The organism is Rhodococcus sp. B50 (assembly GCF_013602415.1).
Lineage (GTDB): Bacteria > Actinomycetota > Actinomycetes > Mycobacteriales > Mycobacteriaceae > Rhodococcus.
On record NZ_WPAG02000003.1, the window covers coordinates 192,944 to 211,110 of the forward strand.

The 18,167-nt window shown below is 61.0% G+C and carries 14 protein-coding genes; 2 read left to right on the plus strand and 12 right to left on the minus strand.

Translation table 11 applies throughout. The features are described 5' to 3' along the window. Positions 1 to 88: 88 nt before the first annotated feature. The 9 genes from GON09_RS25360 to GON09_RS25400 all read right to left on the minus strand — a co-directional run bounded on the left by GON09_RS25360 (position 89) and on the right by GON09_RS25400 (position 11,647). Complete coding sequence (locus tag GON09_RS25360) at positions 89 to 832, minus strand: SDR family NAD(P)-dependent oxidoreductase (RefSeq protein WP_213934771.1); 744 nt, start codon at positions 830 to 832, stop codon at positions 89 to 91. Beyond that, positions 829 to 1,662 carry a TauD/TfdA dioxygenase family protein gene (locus tag GON09_RS25365; protein WP_213934772.1) on the minus strand — a complete coding sequence of 278 codons (834 nt, stop codon included), beginning with the start codon at positions 1,660 to 1,662 and terminating at the stop codon, positions 829 to 831. The genes GON09_RS25360 and GON09_RS25365 overlap by 4 nt, the downstream gene beginning before the upstream one ends. A gap of 108 nt (positions 1,663 to 1,770) precedes the next feature. Then, positions 1,771 to 3,207: an aldehyde dehydrogenase family protein gene (locus GON09_RS25370; RefSeq protein ID WP_213934773.1), complete on the minus strand. Its 1,437-nt coding sequence runs from the start codon at positions 3,205 to 3,207 to the stop codon at positions 1,771 to 1,773. A gap of 48 nt (positions 3,208 to 3,255) precedes the next feature. Beyond that, positions 3,256 to 4,968, minus strand: coding sequence for a thiamine pyrophosphate-binding protein (locus GON09_RS25375; protein WP_213934774.1), 1,713 nt, complete (start codon positions 4,966 to 4,968; stop codon positions 3,256 to 3,258). Then, positions 4,958 to 5,884 carry an SDR family NAD(P)-dependent oxidoreductase gene (locus GON09_RS25380; protein WP_213934775.1) on the minus strand — a complete coding sequence of 309 codons (927 nt, stop codon included), beginning with the start codon at positions 5,882 to 5,884 and terminating at the stop codon, positions 4,958 to 4,960. The genes GON09_RS25375 and GON09_RS25380 overlap by 11 nt, the downstream gene beginning before the upstream one ends. A gap of 31 nt (positions 5,885 to 5,915) precedes the next feature. Further along, entirely contained in the window at positions 5,916 to 7,757 is a 1,842-nt protein-coding gene (locus tag GON09_RS25385; RefSeq protein ID WP_213934776.1) for a flavin-containing monooxygenase, read from the minus strand. A 45-nt stretch (positions 7,758 to 7,802) separates the two neighbouring features. After that, a complete protein-coding gene (locus tag GON09_RS25390) occupies positions 7,803 to 9,176 on the minus strand; it encodes an aromatic ring-hydroxylating oxygenase subunit alpha (protein ID WP_213934777.1) in 1,374 nt (457 codons plus the stop codon). Between the two features lie 24 nt (positions 9,177 to 9,200). Continuing rightward, complete coding sequence (locus GON09_RS25395) at positions 9,201 to 10,046, minus strand: SDR family NAD(P)-dependent oxidoreductase (RefSeq protein WP_213934778.1); 846 nt, start codon at positions 10,044 to 10,046, stop codon at positions 9,201 to 9,203. Between the two features lie 8 nt (positions 10,047 to 10,054). After that, on the minus strand, positions 10,055 to 11,647 hold the full coding sequence (locus GON09_RS25400) for an SMP-30/gluconolactonase/LRE family protein (protein WP_244867021.1): 1,593 nt from the start codon (positions 11,645 to 11,647) through the stop codon (positions 10,055 to 10,057). A 189-nt stretch (positions 11,648 to 11,836) separates the two neighbouring features. Between GON09_RS25400 and GON09_RS25405 the strand changes: the two genes are divergently transcribed. Together GON09_RS25405 and GON09_RS25410 are read left to right on the plus strand one after the other, a co-directional pair. Next, positions 11,837 to 12,847: an LLM class flavin-dependent oxidoreductase gene (locus GON09_RS25405; protein WP_213934779.1), complete on the plus strand. Its 1,011-nt coding sequence runs from the start codon at positions 11,837 to 11,839 to the stop codon at positions 12,845 to 12,847. Positions 12,848 to 13,435: 588 nt separating this feature from the next. Further along, complete coding sequence (locus GON09_RS25410; protein ID WP_213934780.1) at positions 13,436 to 14,311, plus strand: IS110 family transposase; 876 nt, start codon at positions 13,436 to 13,438, stop codon at positions 14,309 to 14,311. Positions 14,312 to 14,482: 171 nt separating this feature from the next. Here GON09_RS25410 and GON09_RS25415 read toward each other — a convergent pair whose 3' ends face one another. The 3 genes from GON09_RS25415 to dctP form a co-directional block, all read right to left on the minus strand. Beyond that, positions 14,483 to 15,970, minus strand: a complete 1,488-nt coding sequence (locus GON09_RS25415; RefSeq protein WP_213934781.1) for a TRAP transporter large permease — start codon at positions 15,968 to 15,970, stop codon at positions 14,483 to 14,485. Beyond that, positions 15,967 to 16,539, minus strand: a complete 573-nt coding sequence (locus GON09_RS25420; RefSeq protein WP_213934782.1) for a TRAP transporter small permease — start codon at positions 16,537 to 16,539, stop codon at positions 15,967 to 15,969. Before GON09_RS25420 ends, GON09_RS25415 begins: the two co-directional genes overlap by 4 nt. A gap of 156 nt (positions 16,540 to 16,695) precedes the next feature. Then, positions 16,696 to 17,991: a TRAP transporter substrate-binding protein DctP gene (gene dctP / locus GON09_RS25425; RefSeq protein ID WP_213934783.1), complete on the minus strand. Its 1,296-nt coding sequence runs from the start codon at positions 17,989 to 17,991 to the stop codon at positions 16,696 to 16,698. Positions 17,992 to 18,167: the final 176 nt, after the last annotated feature.

Here is an 18,167-nt window from a genome sequence, read left to right on the forward strand (position 1 = left end):
CGGGCCTCATCTGAGCACCCCGCGAACAAATACTGCAGGTGTTGGTCAGGCGTTCTCGAGATAGAGGTGATGTTGTGATACGGCGGCACTACATATTTCGACCGCCGTTGACACCGAAGACCTGTCCGGTGATGTAGCTGGCTTCCTCGCTGATGAGGAACGAACATGTGACGGCGATGTCTTCGGGTTCGCCGATCCGGCCGACCGGGGTTGCCGCAGTCTGGGCGGCGAGATCCACGAAACCCGAATCGACGGTACGGCGGAACATCGGGGTATCGATGAACCCCGGTGGAACGGTGTTAACCGTAATGCCGAGTTTTCCGAATTCTCGTGCGAGGACCTTGGTCAGTCCGACGACGCCTGATTTGGCTGCGACATATCCCGCAAGACCTGGGGCTCCGCTGTGGAAGCTCGACGAAGAGATGTTGACGATGCGTCCCCAGCCTTCGTCCACCATGTGGGGGATAACGACTTGGCAGCAGTCGAAGGTGCCGGTCAGGTTGACGGCGATAGACGTCTTCCAGCTCTCCTGGGTGGTTTCCAGGAACGGGCCGTCGAGTGCGAGTCCGGCACTGTTGACCAGGATGGACGGACGACCGAGATTCGACCTGACCTTGTCGACCGCGCTTTCAATGCCGGCCCGGTCGGTCACGTCCACCTGCAGACCGATTGCATTGCCGCCCTGTTCTTGGATGGACGCAGCGGTGGCCTGGGCAGCTTCGGCGTTCAGGTCGAAGATGGCGACCTGTTTGCCTTCTTTGGCGAGTCGACGGGAGATGGCTTCTCCGATACCGGAAGCTCCACCGGTGACGATTGCGGTGCGGGCGGTCATTTGATCGGCTCCCGTCCGGCGAGGGTCGTACGGTTCATGATCCGAGGCTTGCTCTTGTCGAACGGGAGCACGCGGTGTACGCAACCAGTGTTGTCCCAGATGACCATGTCCCCCACCGTCCAGGTGTGTTGGAAGACTTTGTCCGGTGTTGTAGCTTTTGCCTCGAGCTCCTTCAGCAGGGCTTTGCCCTCTTCCGGGTCCATCCCGACGATCTCGGCGGCACCGTTTCCGAAGATCAAGGAACGGCGCCCGGATTCGTGTGTCCAGACGAGCGGGTGCGTGCGCGGCTTGCGCGAAGCCCACTCCGCGAGCTGTGCAGGCGTGGGATCCGGGTAGGACAATCGCTGCTGTGTTTCGAAGGTGTGGACCACATGAAGGTCCGCGTATCGCTCCTTCTCGTCATCCGACAGATCTTCGTACGCAGCGTAAGTGCTCGCGAACTCGGTCTCACCGCCGCTCTCGGAGAGCACACGAGCGGTGAGAATCGATGCCTTCGCCACGACCTCATCCAGCAGACCGTCGATATGCCAGAAAGCATTCGCAGCGAGGTATTCCGCATTGCCATTGGCCGGATCGAAACTGACTTCCATGATCTCGTCTGCCGCCGGCGGGACATTCGGGAACTTCACCAAGGTGCCGAGGCGGCGCGCGAAGGCCACCTGGCTCTCATCGTCCAGATTGACTTCACGGAAGAGAAGCACACCGTGCTCTTCGAGAGCATCGAGAAGTGCGGCCGGAAGATCTTCGTCATTGAGCAGACGGTTGACGTCCACATCGAGAACTTCCGCCCCGATGGTTTCACCGAGCTTTTTCGTGGCAAGTTCAGGCATTATCACTCCTTATGGCTGATTATTGATGGCAATACCAATCGACCCCGTGGTCAGTCAGTACACCCGGATTTCGTCTCAGGCGACGTATTGCAAACCACCGAGGGAAGATCACTCTGCAACCGGAGCAGGTGTGTATCCGAGAATGCCCTTCACCTCGAGATAGTCCTCGAAGCCGAACTCTCCCCACTCCCGGCCATTTCCACTTTTCTTGTAACCACCAAACGGGGCTGCAAAGTCGAATCCGTCGTTGATTGCAACCGAACCCGCTCGGATGCGGCGAGCGACCGAACGTGCAGTAGCGAGATCTTCGCCTGCCACGAATGCGGCAAGCCCATACTCGGTGTCGTTGGCGATCTCGATGGCATGGTCGAGATTGTCATACCCGAGAATCGTCAGAACAGGTCCGAAGATCTCTTCACGTGCAATAGTCATGTCGTTCTTGACATCTGCGAAGACGGTCGGCTGGACGTAGAACCCCTTGTCCAGACCCTCCGGCCTTCCCAGACCACCAGCGACGAGCGTTGCACCGTCATCGATGCCCTGCTGGATCAGGCGTTGAATCGCATCATACTGCGACTTTGCGACCACAGGACCGATCACGAAATCGCCGTTGGGATCGCCAACGGAGATTGAAGGCACCGTCGCCTTCGCCACCTCGACGGCTTCTTCCATCCGCGCGGCAGGAACCAGCATGCGCGACGGTGCGCTACAGGTCTGGCCCGAGTTCACCATCATGCTTACCACGCCTTTGCGGACGTTTTCGGCAAAGGCGGCATCGTCGAGAATGATGTTCGGACCCTTGCCTCCGAGCTCTTGGGTAACCCGCTTGACGCCTTCAGCAGCATTCATGGCAATCGCGATGCCGGCCCTGGTGGAACCGGTGAACGAGACCATGTCGACATCAGGATGGCCGGACAACGGAACACCGACCGACGGCCCGTCGCCCTGAACGAGGTTGAACACACCGGCCGGCACTCCGGCGGCGTCAAGGATCTCTGCGAAGATATGACCGGTGAAAGGCGAACGCTCCGACGGCTTGAGGACCATGGTGCAACCTGTCGCCAAAGCCGGAAAGACCTTGACGGCAATCAAGTTCATGGGCCAGTTCCAAGGAGTGATAAGGCCGCAGACGCCGATCGGCTCCTTGACGATCAGCGAATTTCCCCGCTCCTCCTCGAAGACGAAGTTCTCCAGCACATCTATCGCCGAGGTCAACTGTCCCGCCCCGAGGGCTACCTGGAAACCATTTGCCAGCGCACTGGGTGCGCCCATCTCCTCAATGAGCGCCGCGCCGAGATCATCGGCACGTCTCTGGTACTCCGTCAGAATTCGCTGGAGCAGCAGCACTCGGTCGACGACACTCGTCTGCGACCAAGTGCCGAACGCCTTCCGCGCGGCGGCGACGGCGCGGTCGACATCGGCTGCCGAGCCCGACGCCACCGTACCCGCGATCTCTTCTGTTGCCGGGTTGACAACGTCGAAGGTCGACTTCTGTGCCGGCTCGACCCATTCGCCGCCGATGTAGAATTTGAGGTACTCACGCACGGCAGATCATCTCCTTGCTCGTGTTCTCCGGATGTACTGCCGGGAAAATCATTGGTATCCCGATCCTTCGGAGTACCAAGTTTTGAATTCGTCGTAGCTCGGCATCTCTTCCGAGTTCGCCTTGGGATCGACCGCCACATGGATTACGGTCGGCTTCGTTTGTGCAAGAGCACGCTTGATCGCAGGGGCGATGTCCTCATCGCGTTCTACGTACTCGCCGAAACAGCCGAATCCCTCCGCGACCTTGTCCAGGCGAGTGTTCTCATCCCAGTGCACAGCCGTCTCGAGAGAGCCCTCCCCGAAGACGCGCTTGTAGACACCAACTTCCAGACCCCAGGCGTAATCGACAGCGACAACACACACCAGGGGCAGGTTCAGCCGAGCGGCGGTCTCCAGTTCCGAGATATGGAACTGGAATGCCGAATCACCGGTGATCAACATGATCGGACGTTTACCGCCATCGGCCACTCCCGCACCGATCGCGTAGGGAAGTCCTGTACCGAGATGACCGAAGTTCTGGTTCCACATGACGTCGTGCGGTTTGGCTTGCGAATATGTCCATCCGAAGATGACCGTCGCTCCACCGTCGCGAACCATTATGCCGTCGGACGGAAATGCCTTCGTAGCTTCGACGATCAACCGTGCCGGATGTACGGGAGACATTCCGGACGGTGCGGTCTCGGCCAGATCGGCCAACTGCGCGGCGTCCTGCTTGATCCAGCCCTCCAACTCCGGCGAAGCCTTACGGGGCGAGTCCTTCAATGCCTCGACCAGCTGCGGGACGACTGCCCTCAGATCTCCGACCAGCGGCACATCGATGGTGCGGTTGACGCCGATGGCCTCTGGATCCTGTTCGATGAGAATCCATTTGCGATTCTCTTCATTGGCGACCCAGTGCCTCCAGCGGCCGAAGTGAACTGGCTCGCCGAGCTCGGTACCGATTGCCAAGCACAAGTCGGACTTGACCACCGCGTCGATTGCCGCAGCCGAGAACCCGTAGGGGAACGTGCGGTCCTCAAGTCCCTCGATGAAGGATGTGCCACCCGAGGTTTGAATGACAGGACAGGCCATGAGGTCGGCCAGGGCCCTCACAGATTCAGCAGCTCGGGCAGTATGGACGCCGTGCCCGATGAGCAGGATCGGCTGCTTCGCGGCACCGATCAATCGGGCCGCTTCATCGATACGGTCCTGTCCCGCCGTCTGGTTCACGAGCCGGTAAGTCGACGGCGCCCCTGCCGGCGGCACGTCCAACTCTTCCGTGACCATGCTGGTCGGGAATTCGATGTACACAGGGCCCGGCGTTCCCGAGAGCGCCTTACGCATCGCCTCGTGGACGATCTCGTCGGTCTGATTGGCGTATTCGATGCTCGCGTTGTATTTGACCGACGCATCGAAGAGCGGCGCCTGCTTGACGAACTGAGTACGCCCGCGACGCACCCGCTGTTCGGTGACGCGTGCGCGCTGGCCACCGATGAAGATAATCGGTGAATTCTCCACCAAGGCGCACATCATCGCGCCCGCCAGGTTGGCGACCCCCGGCCCGACCGTTCCGATGCACACGGCGGGCTTGCCCGTCATTCGCGATACGGCTTCGGCCATGAAGCCGCCGGATTCTTCGTGATGTGGCCCGACCACAGTCCAGCCACGCTCTTCCGCAAGGCGGAACATATGGACGAAGTTCGCGTCTGGAACACCGAACAGGGTGTTGATTCCCTCTGCTTCGAACAGGTCCAGGATTCGTTCGTACACCTTAACTGACATGCGTGGTGCCCTTCGTGGCGATCTCAAAACTCTTGCTGATGTGGTCTGCATGCGCCGACGGAACAACCGGCAGAATCCATGGGTCGTCGGTGCTCCGGATTTCGTCGATATGCTCGGCGACATCTTCGATCGACCACGACGGTTGGTACACACCCGGCGATTCGGCAACGAAGACTCGCGATACGCGGCCGGCGATCGACGACAGGATTTCGCCGGTGATGGAGCACGACTCGTGCGCGAGCCAACCCACAGTCGGTGCGGCGAGTGCCGGATCCATCGGAGGGTAGGACGAAGTGTCATAATCCTCGGCAAGTCGGGTCAGCGCGCCGGGCAGGATTACGTTGGATTTGATCCCTCGTGACTCCCCCTCGAGAGCAACGACATTGGATAAGCCAATAACGCCTGCCTTGCCGGCGGCATAGTTCGCGATCCGCCTGTTGCCGTAGATCCCGCCGATCGAACCCGTCAGAATGACGCGGCCGTATCCGGCCTCGGCCATCAACGGAAACGCCGGTCGGACCACGTGGAACGCGCCTCGCAGATGAACGTCGAGGACGGCGTCGAAGTCGTCGTACGTCATCTCCGACAACGTTGCGTAACGGTTGTTCCCGGCATTGTGTATGAGGATGTCGACCTGGCCGTAGTTCGAAACTGCGGTGTCGATGATCCCTTGGCCGCCCTCGGGGGTCGCGACGGAGTCGAGCGACACGACTGCCTCACCGCCGTTCGACCTGATCAGTTGAACGACCTCGTCGGCGGGGCCTGTGTCTTCATTGTCACCGCCGATGGTGCTGCCGGGATCATTGACTACCACCTTTGCACCCCTAGCTGCGAGCAGCAACGCGTAGGCGCGGCCCAAGCCGCGTCCTGCGCCGGTGATCACTGCGACGCGTCCGTCAAATCTGAGGTCAGTCATTTCTGCCTAATCTTTCGCGGAATATGCAGGCTCACAGAGCGTCGGCACCGATCTTGTCGGTCTGAATTCCAGGCATCTCACCTGTTGCACGCCACGCCGCAAGCATGTCTTCGAGCACATAGAATCCGCCCCAGAATGGTTCGCCCAGGTAAGAACGAATTCTCTGTTCACCCTCGTTGTTGTAGTAGCCCGGAGTGCATTCGCGTTGGAAGTTGCTGTTGTCGATGTCGGCCTCCCGGATCGTCACGCCCCACTGTTCCTGGGCTTCCGCAGTTGGTTCCACCGTGGTGAATCCCTTCGTACGGGCCTGACGGATGATGTAAGCGATGTGGTTGGCCTGCTGCTCGAACATCGCCGTCGTCGCCGCGGTCACTCCCCCCTGTATGAAGCCGGTGAAGAACTGGTTGGGGAACCCGTGACTCATTGTGCCGTGCAGAGTCTTGTAGCCGTCACGCCAATGGTCGTAGAGCGAGAGGTTATCGCGTCCGATATAGGGTTCGATTCCCAGACGACGATCGAGGTCGGTAGTGATCTCGAAACCGCTGGCGAAGATGATGCAATCCACTTCGTACTCAACGCCATTGGCAACGAGGCCCTTCTCGGTAATGCGCTCGACGCCCTTTGTACCCGAAACGTCCACCAGGGTGACATTCTCGCGATTGAACGCCGGCAGATACTCGTCATTGAAGCACGGGCGCTTGCAAAGGAAGCGATAGTACGGCTTGAGGATTTCTGCAACTTCCGGATCCTCGACGATCTGGTCGACGCGGTCACGAACACGCTGCATTGCCTTGTAATCATGCTCCTCGCGGAGCTCCATGAACTTTTCGGGCGTTAGTGTGTCCCAACCATTCGTCTCGTCGAGATACGCCTGCACATTTCGGCTGACCTCGGTCCACCCGTCACATACGAGGTCCGGTTGACCCGGTGCGTACGCCTCGAAGGCGCCGGTGTGAAAATTCCGACGGATTTCTTCCTGCCAACCCGGCTGCAGTGTGGCGGCCCAATCCGGGTCCGTCGGCACGTTTCCGCGGGCATAAATATAAGACGGTGTCCGTTGGAAGACCGTCAGGTGCTGCGCAGAGCGGGCGAGGTGAGGCACGATCTGGACGCCGCTGGCACCGGTGCCGATAACGGCAACGCGCTTGTTGGCGAGTTTGTCCAGACCGCCATGCATGTCACCGCCGGTGTAGTCATAGTCCCAGCGCGCCGAGTGGAACGTATGACCTTTGAAGTCTGAAATCCCGGGGATGCCAGGCAACTTCGGCCGGTTGAATGGTCCTTGGCACATGACCACGTAGCGTGCGCGGATGTCGTCGCCGCGGTTGGTGCGCAGATGCCAACGACTGATCTCGGCGTCCCACACTTGTTCTTGAACCAGAGTGCTGAAGATTGCATTCTCGTAGAGCCCGAAGTGCTTCCCGATCCGCTGGCAATGTTCGAACACCTCATCACCGTGCGAATACTTTTCCTTCGGGATGTACCCGACTTCTTCGAGAAGCGGCAAGTACGCATAACAGTCCGAGTCACACTGAATTCCAGGGTACCGGTTCCAGTACCAGGCTCCACCGAAGTCACCGGCAAGGTCGATGATGCGGACGTCTTCGACACCGGCCTCCTTGATGCGGGCTGCAGCGATGAGGCCGGAGAAGCCACCTCCCAGCACCGCAACCTCGACGTCTTCGACGATCGGCTCGCGTGGAACGACCGGGGTGTACGGATCTTCTTCATAGAAGTCCCGGAATTCTTTTTTCGTCTCGAGGTATTGCGCTTGACCTTCGGGCCGCAGACGCTTGTCGCGCTCGGCCAGATATTTCTCGCGGAGCGCGGTTCGGTCAATGTCTGGGGTCTGCGTAGGTTCGCAGTTCTGCATGTGTAATTCCTTGGAATGTCGGGCTGGATGGTTGAGCCGGCGAGATCAGAGAAGGTCTGACGGACCTTGGTTACCCATGTAGAGAGCCAAGTTGTGATGGAGGTTGACAACGCTGCGCTCGCGGTATGGATTCGGCTTGGGCCCCGAGAAGCCACGCGTCTTCATACCTTGCTGGACGGCAGACATGTTCACGAAATCCTGCGGTAGAACCGTTCGCCAACTCGGGTCGTCGGCCGGTGTGTGTTCCCACTGTGTTTCGGGTTCTTCTCCCTCTGGGAAGAGCTCGTAGACAGCGGCTTCGAAGATGCACTTGTCGGGGTCATCTCCGTACGGTCGGGCGCTGTAGCACAGCATGTTGTTGGGTGCATGTCCGATCTGGAAGTTGGGGAAGATCTGCCATGCGGTACCGCTCTTCGCCACGATCTCAGGATCGACGGTGGGCCAGATGACGCCGCGATTCGCATCGTCTTTTCTCGCGGAATCCAGCCAGTGCCTCATTACCTGATCGGGAGGTGTGCCTTCGGGAAGTTCGTTGACCAGCCTCTGAGCTGCCTCCACCAGAGTCAGCGTGGTGTTGGTGTTGGCCGCTTCCCACGTGAAGTTCTGTAGTTCCATTGTCGAGATACGGGCGTCCGGTCCGCTACCGATCCGAAGTTTGGCCTGGTTTTCTTCCATGCCTTTCGGCGCCTCATAGCCGATGTTGCTGTGCTTTCCCTGCGCACGGGACCACCCCAGAAAAGAACCGAAACTCATGAACTCCGGGTGGGTATACGGCACGTGGTATGTCTCCATGAACGCCTCGAGCGCAACCTTCCAGTTGCAGTCGGCAATCAAGTACTTTCGCCAGCGGTAGCGCATGTTGTGCAGTTCGAAAGGCTCGAGAAGGCTTGCAGCCGGCTCGAGGTAGTCCCGCAGGGGTTCGCACTCCGGATCCATGTTGATCCAGATCCATCCACCCCAGGTGTCGATCTGTACTTCTTGCAGTCGGCTCTGCTGTTCGGTGAGAGCGCCCTGCCAGTCGCCGCGCTCGGGGGCCCAGGTGTTCTTACCTTCGAGGTCATACGTCCATCCGTGGAATCCGCACACAAATGTTCGGCAGCGACCCCGTGCCTCGTGTTCTCCGGGAGGAGTGTCGACGAGCCGGCGCCCCCGGTGAGAGCAGACGTTGAAGTGCGCGCGAATCGTATCCGGTGCGCTACGAACAATGATGAACGAGTCGTCGAGGATCTCGTAGGTTAGAAAATCACCGACGTTGGGGATCTCTTCGACTCGCCCGACCTGCTGCCAGACCTTGGACCACAGTTTCTCAGCTTCGTCACGTGCGTACTCGCGCGAAACGTAAGCCTCCACACCGAGTTTGAGCGGCTCGGAAAGTGGCTCTACTTCTTGCTGATCGGCGTCTTCGACAAGATCGGTCATGAAATTCTCCTTGAAGATAGTTGCTCAATGCGTCATCGCGGCGCGAAAATCCTCGTCCTTGAGAAAAAGGGACGTGTGGTCTGCACCCAGATGGGACCACTTGAGGTTCACGCCGCCATCGACCAGCAGCGTCTGCCCGGTGATGTAGCTGGAGAGGTCCGAAAGGAGGAACAGAATTGCGCCGGCCTGCTCTTCAGGTGTGCCGCGTCGGCCCATCGCGATGGCCTGCTGGTCCCGGATCGAATCCTCTTCGACAAACGTCCTCGAGGCAGGCGTAGCGGTCACTCCCGGCGCGATCGCGTTGACTCGGATGTTGTCTGCTGCCAACTCGACCGCCATCGTGCGGGTTGCGGCGACGAGCGCCGCTTTCGCTGTGCCGTATGCGATATGGAAGGGCGCGGTGTTCATTCCGCTGATCGACGAAATCGACACGATCGAGCCTGACAATCCTCGGGACTTGAGTTCGGCGGCCACGGCTTGGCTCATGAAGAACATCGGCTCGATGTTCTGCTCGAACAGATCTCGCCAATCAGATCGCGTAACCCGAGTGGCCGGCATCCACGTGCTTGGAGCGGCGCCACCGGCGACATTGACCAAGCCATAGAGCGTCCCGTCAGCCTCGGCGGCTGCCGCTATGACCGTCGCGATGCCCTTGTCCGTACCGGCATCAGCAGCTACCGGAACGATCGACAGCCCTTCTGCCACAAGAGGATCGATATGGGTATTGAGGTTCTCCGACGAACGGCTGACCGCAATGACGGTAGCGCCGGCACTGGCGATCATCTTGGTCACCGACGTCCCGATCCCTCCCCCAGCAGCTCCGGCGACTATTACGATGCGACCGGTGAGATCTACAAACGCGTTGTCCATAAACAGGTTCAGCCTTTCTTACGGAGTGCGAGGACGCTGCCCTCTGCATCAGCGGAAATGTAGATCGTGCCATCGGGTCCCACCGCAATACCTGCGAACGGTCCTTGCGCGCCGGAAAGTGGTGGCAACCCCTTGAGCGGTTTGGTTTCGACACCTTCGGGCGCTCCCACAGGGACGTTGAGCGCCACGATGGTGCGAGCTTTGGTCTCGAGGTCGACAGCGACCACCGATTTGGCACCGACATCCACGATGTAGAGGATGTCGTCGTGCACAACGATGCCATGGGGCTCTTCGAGGCCGTCAACGACGACGTCGATCCCCGATCCCGTGGCTGCGACGATCCGACCGGCGCCAGATTCGGCGATCAGGCAGGTTCCGTTGGCAGTGAACGCCACATCAATGGGCCGATTCAGGTTGCCGGCCAAGCGTTCTGTCTTGCCGGAGTGCACCCATTCGACGGTACCTGCGCCGAGGTCGGCGACCGCGACGTTACCCGCGGGTGACACTGCAACGCCATACGCCTGATCGAGGCCTTCAGCGAGGATTTCGCCTTCTGCCATTCCGGGGTTGTACCGCGAGACGGCGCCATTACCGCTGACGAGGAACTCCCCGTTACCGATGGCAGTCACCCCACGGGCGTAGCCGGGATATCCGGGACTGAACATCATACCCAGTGCTTGCACGTCGCCACCGGGATGGAGGGCGTGGAAAAAGGAGCCGTCGGCTATGTGCAAGGTGCCCGTGCCGTCGACGGCCAGGCCCAACGGCCAAGTCAGACCGTCGGCGAGCGCCGTGCGGGTTTCTCCGCCGGCCAGAATTTCGGTGATCTGTCCGGTGAAGCTGGACACGAACAAGCGCTCACCCGCGAAAGTGAGGTTGTCGAGGCCGGGAGCCAGGCTCGCGAGCACGGTCTGCTCACCGTTGCGGGGATTGATACGCAGGACCTGCCCGGAGGCGACCTGTGTGGAGACGATGAAACCTTCAGAGTCGAACTTGACGGCGTCGGGCACCCCGAGGTCGGCCGCGACGCGTTCTGGCTCGCCACCCTCGGGATCGATCCGCCAGATCTCATTGGTACCAAGCAGCGGGTAGTAGAGCTTCCCGTCCGGACCCACCTCCATACCGTTGGGCATGGGTAGGTTCTCGAGGAGCACCTTGGGTTCACCGCCATCAGGGGTCAATTCCATCAGGCGTCCGCCGATTCGACATTCGTTGACGAACAGCCGGCCCTGGTGGACGGTGATTCCGTTCGCGCCGGGAAGATCATCGCGTACGAGCCGGGTGCGGCCATCGGGTGTGCGAACACTGACGCGGCCATCGCAGTATTCGGTGATGTACATGTCACCGTTGGGAGCAAAGGCGACGTCGTCGGGCCCGACGATGTCACTTCCCTTGGCGCTCACGGTTTCCACATCGCCGGTCTCGAGATCAAGCGCACTGATGGTGCTGCCGGCGACCTGAGCAATGTAGATACGACCGTCCGGGCCCGTCCGAATGCCGTTTGCTCCGAACAGCCGACTTGGTTGGGTCAGCCGCTCCAAACTCCATCCGTCGACGACGCCGAACGGGGCGCTGCTGGTAAAGCGAGCTGTTGCGGACAAATTGAGCCTCCAGACAATGAGAGCGAACTCGCTACTTCGACGGGAAATTTGACGATCTGCGGCAGTTCGACCATTCGTGACGTACGCCACTCTCCGGGTAACGTAACCAATAGGTCGTCAATAGCGCAAGTCTTGCTATCCTTACTAGGATTACAGTATGGTGCCGGTCACATACAAAGAAGGAGTGCTGTGACCCCTCGACTCGACTTCGGCTATCTCTACGACTTCCGCAACCCCCGCCACTGTGAGCGGCCTTGGTCTGACGTGTACGCGGAAACTCTCGATGTCATCGCTTGGTCCGAGACCGTTGGGTTCTCGGGCGCCTGGGTTCCGGAACACCACAATGCCGGCGACGGTTACCAACCGGCACCGATGGTTGCGCTCGCCGCGATCGCCGCGCGCACCAATACTCTGCGACTGGGTTCTGCTGTGTCCCTCGGTCCGCTTTACCATCCCCTTCGTTTTGCCGAGGAGTGCGCCGTTCTCGACATCCTCTCGCGCGGCCGAGCTGAGATGTCACTGGGAATCGGTTATCGCCGATCCGAATACGACGCCTTTGGCCTCGACTTCAAGACCCGCGGCAAGCGTTTCGACGAATTCCTGCACATCGTGCGTGCACTCTGGGCGGGCGAGACCGTGAACTTCGAGGGGCGTCACTTCACGGTGAAGGACGCAAAGATAATGCCTCCGGCACCTCGCGGACGGGTCCCGCTCTACATCGGCGGATTCGCCGACAAGGCACTCGAGCGGGTCGCCAAGTACGCCGACGGATACTTCGGTAACGAAGAGTTCTGCGACAGTTACGCCGCAAAACTCCAAGAACAGGGTAAGGACCCGGTCAAAGCCCGCATCCGCATTCAGGGACTGTTCTACGTCGTCGCCGAAGATCCAGAGAAGGCGATGGAGGAACTGGCCCCCTACTACCACCACGTCAACAACAGCTACGGCGAGTGGCTGAACGAGGACAATGCCATCGGCTTCGACGATGCCGCGCTCAAGCCGATGAGTCTTGATGACTTCAAAACGAGCGGAATTCTGGAGATCGCGACGCCGGACAAGGCCATCTCGAAGTTCGAGGACCTGCAGGAACGCACGAAGGCCGAGCACTTCATGATGATGATGCCGGCCGGGCTGCCGGCAGAACGTTTCATGGAGTACGCGCAGGTGTTCGCGGACAAGGTGATTCCTGCTTTCCGCTAGTTCTTTCCCAGGGGGAGGGATACAGTCACGCCGAGATTCTTCGAGAGCAAGGGAAGTTTCCTGGTCTCCAGGGTCGACCCGGGAGACCAGGTTCAATCCTTCTGCGCCACCGGTCGAGTTTCCTCGATCCCGGCCTGCGGCAACTACTGCTGGTGCATCCGGAAGCCGAGCTCGAGTTCTTCTTCGCTACCCGCATACCGATACGGGGCAAAGTCCGTAAGACCTTCCGGGGCCCATCACCTCATCGTCGATAAAGCACTCACCGGTGGCCCCGCCGGCTGCATTGGTGAGCAACACATAACCTAATGGGAGCTACCGACCCCACGACTGTGGCAAGGTTCGGTGTAGGTGGCGACCGGTGGGATAACACTCTCAAGACCAGGCGTGGCCGTCCCCGAGCAGTCGGGCTGATGCCTGAACTCAGACCATGTACCCACCGGTCGTGAGGAAAGCGGGGATCGCTGATGGGATGACGTACCCCGATGCCGTGGCGTGTCGGTGAGTACTCGAGCCATTAGGTCGCCGACTGCTTTCCTCCGCTACCGGACCGACAAATAGTGGATAGCAGCCTGTTCGGAGGGTCACTCCATGTTGTTCATCGGCGATGACTGGGCGGAAGGGCATCACGACATCGAGGTCGAAGACGACGTCGGCCGCCGGTTGGCGCGGATACGGCTGCCCGAGGGCGTCGAGGGGCTGGCCCGACTGCACGAGGTGGTAGCCGAACATCTCGATCCCGACAGCACCGACAGCAGTAACCTCCCCGAGGGTGCGGTGGTGGTCGGGATCGAAACCGATCGTGGGGTGTGGGTGTCGGCGCTGCTGGCCTGTGGCTATCAGGTCTATGCGATCAACCCGATGTCGGCGGCACGATATCGGGAACGGCACGGCACCTCGGGAGCCAAATCCGACGCCGGCGACGCTCACGTTCTCGCCGAGATCGTCCGGCCGGACCGCGGCCATCACCGCCAGGGACTCCCCGCAGGTCGAGGCTGTGAAACTGCTTGCCCGCGCGCACCAGGGATTGATCTGGGATCGAACCCGGCACCTGCAGCGGATGCGGTCGGCGTTACGCGAGTACTTCCCGGCCGCATGACCGCGTTCGACAACCTCGCCGCCCCGGACACCCTGGCATTGCTGCGCAAGGCTCCCGATCCGGATCGCGCAGCACGCTTGAGCACCGGGCAGATCACCGCGGAACTGGCCCGGGCACATCGGCGCGGGGACCGCACCGCCAAGGCCACCCGCATCCGCGATGCGCTGCGGGCACCGGCGCTGCGGCAGCCCGCTGCGATCGAACATGCCTACGCGGTCGTCGTCGCCGGACAAGCCCGCATGCTCGAGCATCTGGTCGAGCAGATCGATGAGCTCGAGCAGGAGGTGAAGCGCAGTTTTCGCCGGCACCCGGCCGCTGACATCGTCCGCAGCTGTCCCGGACTGGGGGACGTGCTGGGCGCGCCATGATGGCCGACCTCCCGGGCTCGCAGCGCGTCGTAATAGGCGCGAGCGCCCGCCAGGACTCTGAGTACATGGGTTGTACGCGATTGCGCACCTTGCGGAGGTGCTGACGGTCCCGGGCATCACCGCGGCCCAGCGTTGGCGGTAGGCACGAAGGTGGTCGAGCAACACTATCGATCACGTTCCCATCCGGTCGGGCAGGTATGTCGCGATCTCGGGAAAGAAGAGCAGGATAAGGCAGACCACGATAGCCACCGGCATGAACCATGCAACTCCCCGGAATACGTCACCAAGCGAGATCGACTGCCCCTGGTTGACTTCGGGGTCCTGTACCAACTTGTGCAAGACGAAGGACAACATGCCCACGGGCGGCGTCAGGACCGACAGTTCAGCCATGAAGACGACGAATACACCAAACCACAGCGCCGAGATGTCCAAGGCCGGCAACGTCGGAAGAATCAGCGGGACCGTCAGCAACATCATCGAGAGGGGGTCCATGAACATACCCATTACCAGGTACGCCACCATGAGTACGAGCAGGAACTGCACACGGTCGAAGCCCAACTCAGTGACCCAGTTGGTGAAGGCCGGGCCGATCCCGGAGATTGCCAGCAGACGGGAGAATGCATAGACCCCCACGGTCAGCAGGAAGATCACACCAGCGGTAGCAACCGTTTCGGTGGCTGCGCTGCTGATCGCCCGCGCCGGATGGTCCTTGCGCCGGTACCACAACGTCAACAGCAACGCTCCGAGCGCGCCCGCAGCACCAGCCTCAGTCGCCGTCACCACGCCGCTGAACATCCCGCCCAGCACCAGCCCGATCAGTACGGGAACTGGCCAGACCTTCAGCAAGGTAATGATCCGGCCGGACCAGGGAAGTAACGGGGGCCTGTCGTGTCCACCGGCGAGTGCTGGACGGGCGACCGCCAAGGCCACGATCGTGGTGCCGAAGCACGCCGCAACCACCAGGCCGGGCAAGACGCCGGCGATCAGCTGCGGCCCTACGGGGACCTGCGCGATGCCGGCGAAGATGATGAGGTAGAGACTGGGAGGGATTAGCTGTCCCGGCAAGCTGGCGACGGCAACGGCTCCCAGCGTATACCGCTTGTTGTAGCCGGACTTGAGCATCTCGGGAATGCCGACCCTGGCCAACGCATAGGTGCTGCCGATCGTAGACCCGCTGATCGCGGCGAGGCCGGTGCCGGCGGCATTGGTGCTAAACGCCAGGCCACCGGGCAACCAGCTGAGCCACTGCCGCCCGGCGTCATAGAGCTTCTCGGTGAGGCGCGACTTCCACAGCAAGAGGCCCATAAGGACGTACATCGGGATCGCGCTGAGTTCCCAGCTGCTCACCTCCTGATAGGGCAGCGACGAAAGCAGCGACTCGACAGGCATCGGTCCACGGACCGCGTACAAGCCGATCACCGAGGCGGTCACCATGGCGACGGCGATCGGCACCTTGAGGAACATCAGCACCAGCATCAACACGATCGCGCAGCCGCCGACGACCTCCGATTCGAACGGCCCGAACATCAGTGCCGTCACGCCGATGATCAGGCTTGCTGCTAGAAACCGGACAAGCCAAGAACCCTGCGGTCGATTACCGCTTCGAGGCTCTGCCTCGACGGACTTCGGCACTTCTAAAGTTGGAGAGCTGTCGGTCATGATACTGGTTCCTCATCAGGCGTTTTGTAGTGAGGCTCAGTTGGTCCTGGTCCAGCCAGGTCGAGCTGAGCGGCGGGGTCACGGGCTTCGCGCACCTGGGCGACGGCCTCGGTGATGACCAGGACCGCTAGGGCCATGAAAGAGAATGGGACGATGAAGGTCACCGGCCAGATCACCACCCCGGTCACCCCACCGGTCGCGGCGATAGCGCGGTTGTCGAGCGCCTCGAGCCAGCCGAACCAAGCGAAGGCTGAGTAAGCGACCGCCGCCAGCAGGAGTCCGAGCACGTCGAGCTCCCGCTTGTTGATGCTTGGCAAACGGTCGAACAGCACCCGCGCCTCGATGTGATCGCCTCGACGCTGTGCAACGACGAAACCGATGAACGCCACCGCTGGGAGATACCAGTAGCCGACGTACTCGTTGGTCCCCGTGATCGGCTGATTGGCGAACGACCGCATGAGTGCGTTCGCGACGACATGTAGCATCATCACCATAAGCGTGATAGCCGCAACCGCCTCCAGGGCTTGGCTACTGACGCGCCTCAAGGGACCGATCATCCGTGATTTCATCCGAGCCTCTCTTTTCTGGCCGATACTCAGTAACCGCGGCCTGCCCCGGTCAAGTCCGTCGCGTCGCTGGTTCAGCGCCACCCACCGGGTGTCCGTCGGAAGGCCCGAGCGTCGGGACATCATGCTCGTGGACCAATTCTCTACGGCGAGCCGGCGTCAACTGGGCCGTCGAGCCGACATCACGTTCTCCCAAAGCCGATCGAGGTACGGCTCCAGGTCGAGGGCGTCGCGCTCATACGTCTTCGCGAAGTCGTTGTAGGAAACGTCCTCGTACCCAAGCTCATTGAGGATCGTGGCCCACTCGTCCGCCGAGTCCTTCGCCGCCTGCGTGAACGCATTGCCGTCCGAGATGCCATCGGTCTCCGCGACGCCCTTGATCAAGGCCTCATTTTCGGCCTGAAGCGCCGTACTGGCGTCTCTGTCGAGCTCGCTCACCTGCCCACCGGCCTCCACGGCGGTGTCAATCGCATGCTTGGTCCCGTCCAGGAGGGCCTGGAGGTACTCCTCGACGAGAACCCTGCTCTGGTCGTGAAGGAGCTGCCGCGCGACGGTCGGTAGCTGCTGCCAGCGGGCCGCGTTGAAGACAATCGAGTTCACGCTGCTGCCGAAAGCCGACTCCGAGTCGACGACTATGTGCGGAGCCTGAGGCACGAAACCGACGACGTCCGCAGACAGAAGTGTGCTCATGCTGCAATCGACGGTCCCGCGCTGCAGCCCTTCGAACATTTCGGACATGACCATCGAAACTGGCGTCGCTCCCAATGCCTCGACCTGTTGGGCGCCCTCCTCTCCGGAAACGCGGACCTGGGCTCCTCTCAACTCATCCAGACTGGATCGCTCAGACGAGCAGGCCAAAACGGAACCGTCCTGAGGCATCACCGGGAGAAGGATCTCGAGGCCCATAGCTTCGAACTCGTTGACGATGTCGTCAGTCGAGTATGTCGCCTCCGCCAGGACCGGCAACGCCTGGAGTGCGCCCACGACCGGGCTGGGCTCGAGAACGATACTGGTAGTCGCCAGCGCGCTGCCACCGGGAAAACGAGCCGGATCGTACTGCGGCACGACATAACCGAAGTCCATCGTGCCATCGCTGATCGCGGTCGGCGCCCGGTCGAGAGGCGCCAGGCCGCTGCTGTACGTGATGTCGATCTTGATTTTGCCTCCGGACCACGCCTCAACCGCCGCCTTGTACTTCTCGGTGACGACGCTGACGGACTGTCCCGGCGGCGCGGCTGTCTGCGTAGTCAGCGTGATCTCATCCATGTCGGCGAAAGCAGCGACGAAGTCCTCCTGGGTCGCGCCTGCCGGAAGACCCTCTCCCCCAGACGAATTGCTTGCCACACTCCCGGAGCACGCGGAGACCAGCGACAAGCCGGCGATCGCTCCCAACGCGCAAATTCGCACTCCTGTGCGCGTACTCCACAAAAAGTTCATCCGCATCTCGAACTCCACCGTTCCGCGCGTAAGACGGGCCATCGTCCGACCACAGCCGATGCTGGGCGGCGCCAATCGCCACGCTTTCCTTATGAACATTGCTATGCTTGCATAATTATTAGCATTTAGTTTCGGCGACGACAACGTTCCCGACCGGCCGGCCCGGCCGAGCTCCTGGGATATCGAGGCGCATC

What these genes read in the sequence shown, in the direction of transcription:
- GON09_RS25360 (WP_213934771.1), bottom strand. Translation starts at nt 832, where the DNA reads ATGACCGCCCGCACCGCAATCGTCACCGGTGGAGCTTCCGGTATCGGA.
- GON09_RS25365 (WP_213934772.1), bottom strand. Translation starts at nt 1,662, where the DNA reads ATGCCTGAACTTGCCACGAAAAAGCTCGGTGAAACCATCGGGGCGGAA.
- GON09_RS25375 (WP_213934774.1), bottom strand. Translation starts at nt 4,968, where the DNA reads ATGTCAGTTAAGGTGTACGAACGAATCCTGGACCTGTTCGAAGCAGAG.
- GON09_RS25380 (WP_213934775.1), bottom strand. Translation starts at nt 5,884, where the DNA reads ATGACTGACCTCAGATTTGACGGACGCGTCGCAGTGATCACCGGCGCA.
- GON09_RS25385 (WP_213934776.1), bottom strand. Translation starts at nt 7,757, where the DNA reads ATGCAGAACTGCGAACCTACGCAGACCCCAGACATTGACCGAACCGCG.
- GON09_RS25390 (WP_213934777.1), bottom strand. Translation starts at nt 9,176, where the DNA reads ATGACCGATCTTGTCGAAGACGCCGATCAGCAAGAAGTAGAGCCACTT.
- GON09_RS25395 (WP_213934778.1), bottom strand. Translation starts at nt 10,046, where the DNA reads ATGGACAACGCGTTTGTAGATCTCACCGGTCGCATCGTAATAGTCGCC.
- GON09_RS25410 (WP_213934780.1), top strand. Translation starts at nt 13,436, where the DNA reads ATGTTGTTCATCGGCGATGACTGGGCGGAAGGGCATCACGACATCGAG.
- GON09_RS25415 (WP_213934781.1), bottom strand. Translation starts at nt 15,970, where the DNA reads ATGACCGACAGCTCTCCAACTTTAGAAGTGCCGAAGTCCGTCGAGGCA.
- GON09_RS25420 (WP_213934782.1), bottom strand. Translation starts at nt 16,539, where the DNA reads ATGAAATCACGGATGATCGGTCCCTTGAGGCGCGTCAGTAGCCAAGCC.